Source organism: Nocardia sp. NPDC004582, assembly GCF_053602115.1.
In genome coordinates, this window is sequence record NZ_JBSGCY010000010.1 from 1 (window position 1) to 12,806 (window position 12,806).

Genomic DNA, 12,806 nt, shown 5'->3' on the forward strand with positions numbered 1-12,806 from the left:
GTGAGCGCGGCGCGCTCGAGGCCGGGGCCCTGCCGGTGCTGCTGCCCGGCGGACGGCCGGTCGCCGATCCCGGCGCGCGCAAACAGGTTCGCGAGGCCTGGAACGTGAACGACCTGCCCGGCACACCCGGCCGCGACACCGCCGCCATCCTGGCCGCCGCACCCAACCTGGGCGCGCTGCTCATCGGCGGCGTCGAGGTCGGCGACATGCCCGACCCGCACGCCGCCCTGCAGGCCATCGACGCGGCCGGCTTCGTGGTGTCGATGGAGTTGCGCCGCAGCGATATCAGCGACCGCGCCGACGTCGTGTTCCCGGTCGCCTCGGCCATGGAGAAGGCGGGCACCTTCCTCACCTGGGAGGGCCGCCACCGCCAATTCGAGGCCGCCCTGCGCGATTCCACCGTCCGCCGCGAGGCCGCGCCGCTGCCCGAATACCGGGTCCTCGACGCCATCGCCGGCGAGATGGGGGTGCGGCTGGGCCTGCGCGACGCCGCCGGCGCCCGCGCCGAACTGGCCGACCTCGGCGCCTGGGACGGCGCGCCCGCCCCGACGCCGGTGCACCGCCCGCATCCGCCGGCCCAACCCCACTCGGGCACAGCCGTTCTCGCGTCCTGGCGCATGCTCATCGACCGCGGCCGCCTCCAGGACGGCGAACCCAACCTGGCGGGCACCGCCCGCACCCCGGTGCTGCGGTTGTCGGCCGAGACCGCCGCCGGGATCGGCGCCACCACCGGCGATCCGGTGACCGCCGCGACCGACCACGGCCACATCACCCTGCCCCTGGTCATCACCGAGATGCCCGACGGCGTGGTGTGGCTGCCCATGAATTCCCCCGGCTCCGACGTGCTGGTGCAGCTCGGCACCACACCCGGCCACCTCGTGCGTATCCGACGGGAGGACCACCGTGAGTGACCTGAGTATGTTCGGCCACGATCCCTGGTGGCTGGTGCTGATCAAATCCGTCGGGATCTTCGTGTTCCTGCTGCTCACCCCGATGCTGGCGGTGTACGCGGAACGAAAGATCGTGGCGTTCATGCAGATGCGCGTCGGACCCAACCGGGTCGGACCGCGCGGGTCGCTGCAGTCCATCGCCGACGGCGTGAAGATGCTCCTCAAGGAGGACATCATCCCGGCCATCGTGGACAAGCCGATCTTCATTCTCGCGCCGGTGATCTCGCTGATCCCGGCCGTGATGGCGTTCGCGGTGATCCCGTTCGGGCCGCAGGTCAGCATGTTCGGGCACCGGACCATGCTGCAGCTGACCGATCTGCCGGTGGGCGTGCTCTACATCCTGGCCATGGCCTCGGTCGGGGTGTACGGCATCGTGCTGGCGGGCTGGGCGTCCGGGTCCACCTATCCGCTGCTGGGCGGGCTGCGCTCCACCGCGCAGGTCATCTCCTACGAGATCGCCATGGCGCTGTGCTTCGCGGCGGTGTTCCTGCTCTCGGGCACCATGGCCACCTCGGGAATCGTCAAGGCGCAGGAGGGAACCTGGTACGTCTTCCTGCTGCTGCCGTCGTTCCTGATCTACGCGGTGTCCATGGTCGGCGAGACCAACCGCGCGCCCTTCGACCTCCCCGAGGCCGAGGGCGAACTGGTCGGCGGCTTCCACACCGAGTACTCCTCGCTGAAGTTCGCCATGTTCATGATGGCCGAGTACATCAATATGGCGACCGTGTCCGCGCTGGCCACCACACTGTTCTTCGGCGGCTGGCACGCGCCGTTCCCGATCAGCCTGTGGGCGGGCGCGAACAGCGGCTGGTGGCCCATGCTGTGGTTCACCGCCAAGGTGTGGACCTTCCTGTTCGTGTTCATCTGGCTGCGCGGCACGCTCCCCCGCCTGCGCTACGACCAGTTCATGAACCTGGGCTGGAAGCTGCTGATTCCGGTGTCGCTGGCCTGGGTCATGTTCGTCGCGACCCTGAAGGTGCTGCAGGACAACGGCACCCACATCCAGACCGCGGGCATGGTGATCGGCGGGCTGGTGGTCGCGGCCGTGCTGCTGGCGCTGGTGATCCGGGCCGGGCACGCGGGCTACGACCGCGCCAACGCATCCCCGGACCCGGATTCCACGCGGGCGTACTCGGATTTCCCGGTCCCGCCGATGCCCGCGACGCCGATGGCGTCCACCCCGAAACCGGACCTGCTGGCTCCGCTGGGCGGATTCGTGGTCACCGCCTCGACCATGTTCAAGAAGCCCAACACCGAGCTCTACCCCGAGGTCAAGACCCCGACCGCGCCGCGCTATCACGGCCGGCACCAGCTCAACCGGCATCCGGACGGGCTGGAGAAGTGCATCGGCTGCGAGCTGTGCGCCTGGGCGTGTCCCGCCGACGCCATCTACGTCGAGGGCGCGGACAACACCGAGGACGAACGCTTCTCTCCCGGTGAGCGTTACGGCCGCGTCTACCAGATCAACTACCTGCGCTGCATCGGGTGCGGTCTGTGCATCGAGGCCTGCCCGACCCGGGCGCTCACCATGACCAACGAGTACGAGATGGCCGACGACAACCGCGCCGGACTGATCTACGAGAAGCAGGATCTGCTCGCCCCCATGCAGCCGGGCATGGTCGCCCCGCCGCACGCCATGTACCCCGGCGCGGACGAGGGCTCCTACTACCGCGGCGAAGTCCCCGGCGCGGCAAGCGAACTCGCCGGAGCGGAAGGGACCAAGCAGTCATGATCACCGACCGGATCGCCCAGCCCGCCCAGCAGATCGTCACCCACACCTCCACCGGCGAGGCCGTCCAGTTCTGGATCCTCGCCGTGGTGGCGGTACTCGGCGCGCTCGGCATGGTCTGCGCGCGCAAGGCCGTGCACTCGGCATTGTGCCTGGCCGCCACCATGATCACGCTGTCGGCGTTCTACATCGCGCAGAGCGCGCTGTTCCTGGGCATCGTGCAGATCGTCGTCTACACCGGCGCGGTCATGATGCTGTTCCTGTTCGTGCTCATGCTCGTCGGCGTGGATTCGGCGGAGTCGCTGCGGGAGACGCTGCGCGGGCAGCGGCTCGCGGTCGTGGTGGTGGGCATCGGCTTCGGCATGCTGCTCATCGGCGGCATCGCCCGCGGCATGGCCGCCACGAGCATCGCCGAGACCGGCCCCGGCCTGGGCGGCAACTACAGCGTCGGGGCGCTGGCCGAACTCATCTTCGTGCGCTACGTGTGGGCGTTCGAGCTCACCGGTTCGCTGCTCATCACCGCGACCATCGGCGCCATGGTGCTCGCGCACCGCGAACGGTTCGGGCCGCCCACCGATCAGCGCACCCTGTCCAAGGAACGCTTCCGCGCGGGCACCCGGGTGACGCCGCTGCCCACGCCCGGCGTGTACGCCCGCCACAACGCCGTCGACGCGCCCGCGCGGCTGCCGGACGGCTCCTTCGAGGAGCTGTCGGTCAGCACCATCCTGCGGCACCGCCGCAATCGCGCCCACACCGAAGCGGTCGTACTGACCGTCGGCGACGGCAGCGACGTTCCCGGCGACGACACTCACGAGGAAGGCCAGCGGTGAATCCGGACAACTATCTGTACCTCTCGGCCCTGCTGTTCACCATCGGCGCGGCCGGAGTCCTGGTGCGGCGCAACGCCATCGTGGTGTTCATGTGCATCGAGCTCATGCTCAACGCCGTGAACCTGGCCTTCGTCACCTTCGCGCGCGTGCACGGCAACCTCGACGGTCAGGTCTTCGCGTTCTTCACCATGGTGGTGGCCGCCGCGGAGGTCGTGGTCGGCCTGGCCATCATCATGAGCATCTTCCGGGCCCGCCGCTCGACCTCGGTCGACGACGCGAACCTGCTGCGGTACTGACATGGATACCGCACAGATGCCGCTGTGGCTGATGCCGGCGCTCCCGCTCGCGGGAGCCGTATTCCTCTTGCTGATCGGCAGGATCGGCGACAAATGGGGCCATATCCCGGGCACCGTGCTGGCGCTGGCCTCGTTCGGGGTCGCGGCGTGGGCGTTCTCCGACATGCTGGATCGGCCGAATTCCGAACGGGCCGTGCACTACACGCTGTTCGAGTGGGTCCCGGTGGCCGGGCTGAAGGTCGACTTCGCGCTGCAACTCGACCAGCTGTCGATGTGTTTCGCGCTGCTGATCACCGGCGTCGGGTCGCTGATCCACATCTACTCGATCGGATACATGGCCGGTGACGCGGGACGGCGGCGGTTCTTCGCCTACCTCAACCTGTTCCTGGCCGCCATGCTGGTGCTGGTCCTCGCGAGCAACTACCTGGTGCTGTACCTCGGCTGGGAAGGCGTCGGCCTGGCGTCCTACCTGCTGATCGGATTCTGGTATCACAAGCCTTCGGCCGCGACGGCGGCCAAGAAGGCGTTCGTGGTCAACCGGGTCGGCGACATGGGACTGGCCATCGCGCTCATGGTCATGTTCGCGACCTTCGGGAGCATCGACTTCCAGACCGTGTTCGGGTCGGCGAGCCACGCGGGCACCGGAACCCTCACCGCCATCGGGCTGCTGCTGCTGCTCGGCGCCTGCGGCAAGTCCGCCCAGGTGCCGCTGCAGTCCTGGCTCGGGGACGCCATGGAGGGTCCCACCCCGGTGTCGGCGCTCATCCACGCCGCCACCATGGTCACCGCCGGCGTCTATCTGATCGCCCGCTCCAACCCGATCTTCGATCTCGCGCCCGGCGCGCAGGCGGCCGTGATGGCGGTCGGCGCGGTCACTCTGGTGTTCGGCGCGATCATCGGTTGCGCCAAGGACGACATCAAGAAGGCGCTCGCCGCGTCGACCATGAGCCAGATCGGCTACATGGTGCTCGCCGCCGGACTCGGCCCGGTCGGGTACGCGGCGGCCATCATGCACCTGCTGACCCACGGCTTCTTCAAGGCCGGACTGTTCCTCGGCGCGGGCTCGGTGATGCACGCCATGAACGACGAAACCGATATGCGGCGCTACGGCGGACTGCGCAAGCTGCTGCCGGTCACCTACGTCACCTTCGGGCTCGGATACCTTGCGATCCTGGGCGTTCCGCCGTTCGCCGGCTTCTGGTCCAAGGACCGGATCATCGAGGCGGCGTTCGCGTACGGCGGGGTCGGCGGTGTCGTCACCGGTCTGGCCGCGCTGTGCGGTGCGGGCATCACGGCGTTCTACATGACCCGCGTCATGATCTTCACCTTCTTCGGCGAGCGCCGCTGGAAGGAGGGCACGCATCCGCACGAGGCGCCCGCCTCGATGACCGGGCCGATGATCCTGTTGGCCTTCGGATCGGTCTTCTCCGGCATGCTCTTCGCCTACGGGTCCGCGCTCACCAACTGGCTGGCCCCGGTGGTCGGTGAGCATCACGGCGAACCGGTGATTCCCGCCTGGGCCATCACCTTCTTCGCGCTCGCGGTGGTCGCCGCCGGTGTCTGGGTGGCCTACGACCAGTACGCGAAGTCCCCGATCGCGGAGACCGCGCCCGCCGGCAACCCGCTCGTCGAGGCCGCGCGCCGCGACCTGTACGGCGACGCCGCCAACGAGGCCGCTTTCATGCGCCCCGGCCGGCACCTGACTCGGTCGCTGGTGTTCGTCGACAACCGCGGCATCGACGGCCTGGTCAACTCCACGGCCGCGGTGATCGGCGGCCTGTCGGCCCGGATCCGGCGCGTGCAAACCGGTTTCGTGCGCTCCTACGCCCTGTCCATGTTCACCGGCGCGGCCCTCGTGGTCGCCGCCCTGCTGGCGGTGAGGTTCCTGTGAATGAGCTTGCGAACGCACCGATGAACTCCGTGAGCGACTTTCCCTGGCTCACCCTGCTGTGGGCGGTGCCGCTCGCCGGGGCGGCGCTCGCGCTGCTGTTCCCGGCCGGACAGCGGACAGCGGTGCGGGCCTTCGCGCTGATCGTCTCGCTCGGCACGCTCGGGATCGGCATCTGGCTGGCCACCCGGTTCGAAACCGGTGGGGCGCAATACCAGTTCGTGGAGGACCGGCAGTGGATCCCGGCGTTCGGGGCGGGCTACACGGTCGGGCTCGACGGGATCGCGCTGGTGCTGGTCCTGCTGACCGCCGGACTGGTGCCGCTGCTGCTCATCGCGGGCTGGCAGGACGAACGGGAGGTCGGCAGCGGGCCGCGGGTCGCGCACTACTACGTGGCGCTCACCCTGGTCGTGGAATCCATGGTGCTGGTCTCGTTCGTCGCCTTGGACATTCTGCTGTTCTACGTGTTCTTCGAGGTCATGCTGATCCCGATGTACTTCCTCATCGGCGGCTTCGGCCCCCGCACCGGGGATGTGGCGTTGCGGCAGCAGCGGTCGCGGGCCGCGGTGAAGTTCCTGCTGTACAACCTGTTCGGCGGACTCATCATGCTGGCCGCGGTGATCGGGCTCTACGTCATCACCGCGCGCGACAACCTGGGCGGCCACGGCGGCGGCACCTTCGACTTCCGGGCCGTCATGGAGGCCGCCAACTCCGGGCAGCTCGGGGCGACACCCGCGGTGCTCAACGCGCTGTTCCTCGGATTCATGTTCGCGTTCGCGGTGAAAGCGCCGCTGTGGCCGCTGCACACCTGGCTGCCGGACGCCGCGGTGGCGGCCACCCCCGCCAGCGCGGTGCTCATGATGGCGGTGGTCGACAAGGTCGGGACCTTCGGCATGCTGCGCTACTGCCTGCTGCTGTTCCCCTCGGCCACATCGACTTACGCGCCGCTGATCAGCGTGCTCGCGGTGATCGGGATCCTGTACGGGGCGCTGCTGGCCATCGGGCAGACCGATGTGATGCGGCTGATCGCCTACACCTCGATCTCGCACTTCGGATTCATCATCCTGGGCATCTTCGCGCTCACCACCCAGGGCGGCACCGGGGCGACGCTGTACATGATCAACCACGGCATCTCCACCGCCGCGCTGTTCCTCATCGCCGGATTCCTGGTGTCGCGCCGCGGATCTCGGTTCATCGCCGACTTCGGTGGCGTCCAGAAGGTCGCGCCGATCCTGGCGGGCACCTTCTTCATCTCCGGCCTGGCCACGCTGTCGCTGCCCGGGCTCGCCCCGTTCATCAGCGAATTCCTGGTGCTGATCGGAACATTCACCCGCTACCCGGTGGCCGCCGTGATCGCGGCCTCCGCGCTGGTGCTGGCCGCGGTGTACGTGCTGTGGATGTACCAGCGGATGATGACCGGCCCGGTGCAGGAGGGCAACGAGCGACTCTACGACCTGCTGCCCCGCGAGCTGGTGGTGGTGGTCCCGCTGATCGTCGCCCTGCTGTTCCTGGGCGCGTACCCCAAGCCGGTGCTGGACCGGATCGATCCGGCCGTCGCCCGCACCCTCACCACCATCGGACAGCACAATCCGGCCCCGGCGGTGCAGCCGGAAGCCGCCCAGACGAACACCGGAGGTGCCCACAAATGAGTGGAGGTCTGCTGCTCGCCGCCGCGACGGTCCCGGCACCGAGCATCGAATACCGGTATCTGTCACCGATGTTGATCGTGTTCGGTGTCGCGGTGGCCGGGGTGCTGGTGGAGGCGTTCGCGCCGCGCGCGTCGCGCTATCCGATCCACCTGGTGCTCGGGCTCGGCGGTATGGCGGTCGCACTGGGCGCGGTCATCGGACTGCGCGACGTCCAGGCGACCGCCGTGGTGGGAGCCGTTGCCATCGACGGGGTTTCACTGTTCCTGCAGGGCACCATTCTGGTGGTCGGCATTCTCGGACTGCTGTTCCTCGCCGAGCGGCGAGCCGACCGGATGCCGGTGCGCCGTGAGGGACCCGGCACCTGGAGTCTCACGGCTTCCCGCGGCGGGGTGGACGCCTTCGCCCCGCAGGCCGCCTCCACGCCCGGCAGCCGCGACGAGATCGCCGCCACCAAGGCGGGAATCGCGACCACCGAGGTCTTCCCGCTCACCATGTTCGCGGTCGGCGGGCTGATGCTCTTCCCCGCCTCCAACGACCTGCTCACCATGTTCGTGGCCCTGGAAGTGCTGTCGCTGCCGCTGTATCTGCTGTGCGGGCTGGCCCGCCGGCGCCGCCTGCTCTCGCAGGAGGCCGCGCTGAAATACTTCCTGCTGGGCGCGTTCTCGTCGGCCTTCTTCCTCTACGGGATGGCGCTGCTCTACGGCTACGCGGGCACCATCCGGCTGGCCGGCATCGCCGAAGCGGTGGCCCGCGACGGCGGTAAATCGCACACCCTGGCCGTCATCGGCATCGCCATGCTGGCCGTCGGTCTGCTCTTCAAGATCGGCGCGGTCCCGTTCCAGTCCTGGGTCCCCGACGTCTACCAGGGCGCGCCGACCCCGGTCACCGCGTTCATGGCCGCCGCCACCAAGATCGCCGCGGTCGGCGCGTTGCTGCGCGTGCTGTACGTGGCGGTCCCGAACCTGCGCAACGACTGGCGCCCGGTCTTCGCGGCGGTCGCCATCGCCACCATGGTGGTCGGCGCGATCCTGGCCATCACCCAGACCGACATGAAGCGCATGCTCGCGTATTCCTCTGTCGCCCACGCCGGTTTCATCCTGACCGCCCTGGTCTCAGCCACCACCGCCGGCATCTCCTCGATCCTGTTCTACCTCTCCGTCTACGGCCTCGGCACCCTCGGCGCCTTCGCCGTAGTCAGCCTGGTCCGCGACGAGAACGGCGACGAGGCGACCGCTCTCCCCGCCTGGGCGGGCATGGGCCGCCGCTCCCCCTGGCTCGCCACCACCTTCTCCCTGTTCCTGCTCTCCTTCGCCGGCATCCCCCTCACCTCCGGCTTCATCGCGAAGTTCGATGTCTTCGCCGCCGCCACCGGCGGCGAGGCGGCCACCCTCGTCATCGTCGGTGTCATCTCCAGCGCCATCGCCGCCTTCTTCTACATCCGCGTCATCGTCCTGATGTTCTTCACCGACGCCCCCACCACCCCACCCACGGTTGTCTACCCCACCCTGACCAGCACCGTCATCGCCGTCACCGCCGCAGCCACCCTGGTCCTCGGCATCTTCCCCCAACCCCTCCTCGACCTCGCCAAGAACGCCGCCACCTTCACGCACTGAATCACCCACCTCCAAACCGCCGGGCCCGCTGCGAGATTCGCAGCGGGCCCGGTCCTTTCGCGCCACCGCCCCAAGTTTCGCTGCCCTGAATACTTGGGGCACCTAATCTGAACCGCCACCGCTTCACAGTCGATAGCCTCGGCCCTCACGGATTCCCCGCACAGCACATTCCCGCGGCGGGGAACTCCCTGCCCAAGGAACTAGGAGACTCACAGTGTCCGGATCTCACGATCGGAACAGGCTGCGCGGAATACTCGCTGTTGCCGTGCTTTTCACCGGCCTGGCGGCCGCGAAGGGGGTGGCCGTCGCCACACCGACCGCCATTCAACCCGTCGCGACGAGCGGGTCGGCCAGTACTTCGATGCCCTCGGACTCGGCGCCCGTGGCGGCCACGGGTTCGAGTGACCTGCCTTCGTTGCTACTGGCTCCGCTCATGAACGCGCTCTTCGGGTGCAGCAGTTCTGCGTGCCCCAGTGGTCGTGGGGCCGGCGTCGGATAGTCGAAATTCCCGACCCCGCCACGCAACTCCGACAAGGGCCCCACGGTGGATTACACTCGCGTTTTCATGCTGGTATTACCGGCATATTTGTTCACACTGGTCATCGAATGGGTTTCCTGGCGTCGCAGTGCGGGCGGGGATCGGAATCGTGGATTCTATCGTCCCGATACCTGGAACAGCGTGGCGCTCGGCATCGCGAGCAGGGTTACCCGTTCACTGGAGAACCTGCTCGTCCCATTCTCTTTCGTCCTCCTCGGGGCCGTCCTGACGCCGATTCAGCTGCCCGCCGACCGATGGTGGACCTGGGTCATCGGACTGATCGTGACCGATTTCTGCTATTACTGGGGGCATCGGGCCGATCACCGGGTTCGCATCATGTGGACCGCTCACAGCGTGCATCACTCGAGCGAGCAGTTCAATCTGACCACCGGGATCCGGATGCCGGCCCTGATGCCCTTCGCGACATTCCTCTACAACGCCGCGTTCCTGCCCGCGGCCTTGCTCGGCGTCCCGCCCTTCATCATCTTCTTCTGGCAGTTCGCCAGCTCGATCTACCAGTGGCCCCTACACACCCAGCGCATCGGCTTCCTGCCCGCCCCGATCGAGTACATCTTCAATACCCCCTCCCACCACCGTGTCCACCACGGTTCCAACAACCCCTACCTGGACAAGAATTACGGTGCCGTCTTGATCATCTGGGACCGGATGTTCGGCACCTACGCACACGAATCCAGCCCGGTCACGTATGGGCTGACGAAGAACATTGGGACCTTCAATCCGATCAAGACCAACTTTCATGAATTCATGGCCATGCTCACCGATATCGGCGAGGCGCGAGGCGCTCGGCCGGTGCTGCGTGCGGTCTTCGGGCCGCCGACGGTTACGGCGGAGTCCAGGGCCGGGCTCAGCGGTTGACTTGGAGTGTGCTCCAGATTCTAGATTCGGGGCATGAGCAGAATTCTTATTACGGGTGCCAACAAGGGGATCGGGTTCGAGGCGGCGCGGCGGCTCGTGGCGGACGGGCATACGGTGTATCTCGGGAGCCGGGATGCCGGGCGGGGGGTGGCGGCGGCGGAAGCGGTTGGGGCGCACGCGGTTCGGATCGACATCACCGACGATGAGTCCGTGCTCGCGGCAGTGGCGGCGATCGAGGCCGAGGGCGGGCTGGATGTGCTGATCAACAATGCGGGGATTCAGGCGGAGATGCGCGATGACGGGAGTGTGCTGGGGGCGGGCGGATTGACCGCGGAGGTGATGCGGGAGACGTTCGAGACCAATGTGTTCGGGACGGTGCGGGTGCTGGAGGCGTTCCTGCCCTTGCTGGACAAGTCGGACGCGCCGGTCGTGGTGAATGTCAGTAGCGGACTGGCGTCGTTGCGCAGGCTCGCGGCGGAGGGTGATATTGCCGCTCAGTATCCGGGGGTGGCGTATCCGGCGTCCAAGACCGCGGTGAATGTGCTGACGATCCAGTACGCCAAGGCTTTTCCGCACATTCGGATCAATTCCGTGGAGCCGGGCTACACCCGCACCGATCTGAACCACAACCTCGGGCATCAGACGGTGCGGGAGGCGGCGGAGATCATCGTGCGGATGGCGCAGATCGGGGCGGACGGGCCCACGGGCGGTTTCTTCGACGCGAACGGGCCGCTGCCCTGGTAGATCGGGTGGGTCAGACGGTGATTCCGACGATGTGGCCGATGGCGTAGGTGGTGATCATCGCCAGTGCGCCGCCGGCGAGGACGCGGATGGTCGCGCGGGCGACGGGTGCTTGCCCGAGGCGCGCGCCGACAGCGCCGGTCAGGGCCAAGGCGGCCAGCACCGCGCCCATGGTGAGCGGAACCCGGATCGCGTGGGGCGTCAGGATCGCCAGGAGCGGGAGCAGTGCGCCGAGGGTGAAGGACAAGGCCGAGGAGAGGGCCGCGTGGAGCGGGTTGGTGAGATCGTCGGGGTCGATGCCGAGTTCGGCTTCGGCGTGCGCGGTGAATGCGTCCGCGGCGGTGAGTTCTTCGGCCACGGCCTGGGCGGTGGCCGGGGACAGGCCCTTGGCCCGGTAGATGGCGGCCAGTTCGGCGAGCTCGGCCTCGGGTTGTTCGGCCAGTTCGCGGCGTTCGGTTTCCAGCAGGGCGCGTTCACTGTCGCGTTGGGTGCTCACCGAGACGTATTCGCCGAGCGCCATGGAGACCGCGCCCGCGGCGAGTCCGGCGATGCCCGCGGTCAGGATCGCGGTGCTGTTGCTCGTCGCGGCCGCGACACCGACGACAATGCCCGCGACGGAGACGATCCCGTCGTTCGCCCCCAAAACGCCCGCACGCAGCCAATTCAGGCGAGTGGCCAATCCTGTCATGTGCGGTTCGGCGGGATGCGCGAGCGCCACCGAACCGGTCATTTCGTCCCTCACCAGGGGAACGGTAGTAGTTCACACCGTTCGCCGCCAGCAAAGAAAGGCTCACCGAAATTAGGTAATGCATTGCATATCAAGGGCTTTCGCGCCGGACCGGAGCCCGGGTGACCTACGACACGGTGATCGCGACACGTTTGCGACAGACAGATTCTCGGTGGATTCGGCCCCTACGCGGCGCGGGTTGGCCGTAGCGTTGTCTTCGGCGCCAAGCGGATCGGGTAAGAGAGCGGCAAGATGCGGCCACAACCGTCAGCGATCGGATACCTCCGGCACGATGTGTCGGGGGCGCAGCAGCAGTGGGACGAGGCTCAGATCCAGCATCTGGCTCGCCGGCTCGGCTATGACCTGTGCAAGACCGTGGTCTTCGGTCCCGAGACCGATCGGCCGTTGGTCCGGGTCCGCACCCTGGTCTCGCGTATGGAGGCCGACGCGGTGATCATCCCCAGCCTGGCCCACTTCGGCGGTCGCATCCCCGATGACATCGTGCAGGTGGCCGACATCATCACGGTGAGCCCCGAAAACACCTACGCGCGCTGGGCGATTCCACCGGTGGAATGATTCGGCCACGCTACGCCGAACAGTGCGTGGTGGCCCCGTTCACCTCACCCGGCAACCACGATTCCCCGGTCGCCATCCCGCCATTGTCCTGGCAGTGCACGGTGAAGTCGTCCCCGCGCCGCACGATATCGAACGCACCGGATATCAAGCCCATCGCGGGAGCGCCGCCACCCGCGGATACGCAGTTCCCGGAACCGATACCGTGACCATCCGTGGTGATCTCCACCTGATCGCACACGTACCGCTGACCGTCCAGACCCTGAGCGCTCGAAGAGCTCACCACTGTTCCCGCGAATACCGCGAGACACATCGCCGCGATGCCCACACCTCGGGCCATTGGAGTTCTCATCACCCACACCTCCCCGAATCGCACGGATAAGTGTGCCCCCAGCC

Annotated in this window: 12 protein-coding genes; 10 read left to right on the forward strand and 2 right to left on the reverse strand. The window is 67.8% G+C overall.

Annotated elements, in window-relative coordinates:
- The 9 genes from ACWELJ_RS05135 to ACWELJ_RS05175 all read left to right on the forward strand — a co-directional run.
- Nucleotides 1-911: molybdopterin dinucleotide binding domain-containing protein (locus tag ACWELJ_RS05135; RefSeq protein ID WP_452364899.1), on the forward strand; the 911-nt coding region annotated here is incomplete at its 5' end.
- Between the two features lie 7 nt (nucleotides 912-918).
- Nucleotides 919-2,682, forward strand: a complete 1,764-nt coding sequence (gene nuoH / locus ACWELJ_RS05140) for an NADH-quinone oxidoreductase subunit NuoH (RefSeq protein ID WP_452364981.1) — start codon at nucleotides 919-921, stop codon at nucleotides 2,680-2,682.
- On the forward strand, nucleotides 2,679-3,509 hold the full coding sequence (locus tag ACWELJ_RS05145; protein ID WP_452364900.1) for an NADH-quinone oxidoreductase subunit J: 831 nt from the start codon (nucleotides 2,679-2,681) through the stop codon (nucleotides 3,507-3,509). Before nuoH ends, ACWELJ_RS05145 begins: the two co-directional genes overlap by 4 nt.
- Nucleotides 3,506-3,805, forward strand: coding sequence for an NADH-quinone oxidoreductase subunit NuoK (gene nuoK, locus ACWELJ_RS05150; RefSeq protein ID WP_040808323.1), 300 nt, complete (start codon nucleotides 3,506-3,508; stop codon nucleotides 3,803-3,805). Before ACWELJ_RS05145 ends, nuoK begins: the two co-directional genes overlap by 4 nt.
- 1 nt (nucleotide 3,806) lies before the next feature.
- Entirely contained in the window at nucleotides 3,807-5,696 is a 1,890-nt protein-coding gene (nuoL, locus tag ACWELJ_RS05155; RefSeq protein WP_452364901.1) for an NADH-quinone oxidoreductase subunit L, read from the forward strand.
- Between the two features lie 20 nt (nucleotides 5,697-5,716).
- Nucleotides 5,717-7,342, forward strand: coding sequence for an NADH-quinone oxidoreductase subunit M (locus tag ACWELJ_RS05160; RefSeq protein ID WP_452364902.1), 1,626 nt, complete (start codon nucleotides 5,717-5,719; stop codon nucleotides 7,340-7,342).
- Nucleotides 7,339-8,955, forward strand: a complete 1,617-nt coding sequence (gene nuoN, locus ACWELJ_RS05165; RefSeq protein ID WP_452364903.1) for an NADH-quinone oxidoreductase subunit NuoN — start codon at nucleotides 7,339-7,341, stop codon at nucleotides 8,953-8,955. Before ACWELJ_RS05160 ends, nuoN begins: the two co-directional genes overlap by 4 nt.
- A 679-nt stretch (nucleotides 8,956-9,634) precedes the next feature.
- Nucleotides 9,635-10,369: a sterol desaturase family protein gene (locus ACWELJ_RS05170; protein WP_452364904.1), complete on the forward strand. Its 735-nt coding sequence runs from the start codon at nucleotides 9,635-9,637 to the stop codon at nucleotides 10,367-10,369.
- A gap of 33 nt (nucleotides 10,370-10,402) precedes the next feature.
- Nucleotides 10,403-11,113 carry an SDR family NAD(P)-dependent oxidoreductase gene (locus tag ACWELJ_RS05175; protein WP_452364905.1) on the forward strand — a complete coding sequence of 237 codons (711 nt, stop codon included), beginning with the start codon at nucleotides 10,403-10,405 and terminating at the stop codon, nucleotides 11,111-11,113.
- Between the two features lie 10 nt (nucleotides 11,114-11,123).
- On the opposite strand, the gene ACWELJ_RS05180 is transcribed toward ACWELJ_RS05175, so the two are convergent.
- On the reverse strand, nucleotides 11,124-11,840 hold the full coding sequence (locus ACWELJ_RS05180) for a VIT1/CCC1 transporter family protein (RefSeq protein WP_452364982.1): 717 nt from the start codon (nucleotides 11,838-11,840) through the stop codon (nucleotides 11,124-11,126).
- 249 nt (nucleotides 11,841-12,089) lie between these two features.
- Here ACWELJ_RS05180 and ACWELJ_RS05185 point away from each other — a divergent pair, with 249 nt between their 5' ends.
- Complete coding sequence (locus ACWELJ_RS05185; RefSeq protein ID WP_379099451.1) at nucleotides 12,090-12,413, forward strand: hypothetical protein; 324 nt, start codon at nucleotides 12,090-12,092, stop codon at nucleotides 12,411-12,413.
- Between the two features lie 10 nt (nucleotides 12,414-12,423).
- Here the strand turns inward: ACWELJ_RS05185 and ACWELJ_RS05190 are convergent, their stop codons facing one another.
- Nucleotides 12,424-12,693, reverse strand: coding sequence for a hypothetical protein (locus ACWELJ_RS05190; RefSeq protein WP_452364906.1), 270 nt, complete (start codon nucleotides 12,691-12,693; stop codon nucleotides 12,424-12,426).
- Nucleotides 12,694-12,806 lie beyond the last annotated feature (113 nt).

Bases quoted from the DNA above. Each gene is read 5' to 3' on its own strand.
- ACWELJ_RS05180 (WP_452364982.1), bottom strand. From the start codon at position 11,840: ATGACCGGTTCGGTGGCGCTCGCGCATCCCGCCGAACCGCACATGACA.
- ACWELJ_RS05160 (WP_452364902.1), top strand. From the start codon at position 5,717: ATGAACTCCGTGAGCGACTTTCCCTGGCTCACCCTGCTGTGGGCGGTG.
- ACWELJ_RS05185 (WP_379099451.1), top strand. From the start codon at position 12,090: ATGCGGCCACAACCGTCAGCGATCGGATACCTCCGGCACGATGTGTCG.
- nuoL (WP_452364901.1), top strand. From the start codon at position 3,807: ATGGATACCGCACAGATGCCGCTGTGGCTGATGCCGGCGCTCCCGCTC.
- ACWELJ_RS05145 (WP_452364900.1), top strand. From the start codon at position 2,679: ATGATCACCGACCGGATCGCCCAGCCCGCCCAGCAGATCGTCACCCAC.
- nuoN (WP_452364903.1), top strand. From the start codon at position 7,339: ATGAGTGGAGGTCTGCTGCTCGCCGCCGCGACGGTCCCGGCACCGAGC.
- nuoH (WP_452364981.1), top strand. From the start codon at position 919: ATGTTCGGCCACGATCCCTGGTGGCTGGTGCTGATCAAATCCGTCGGG.
- ACWELJ_RS05175 (WP_452364905.1), top strand. From the start codon at position 10,403: ATGAGCAGAATTCTTATTACGGGTGCCAACAAGGGGATCGGGTTCGAG.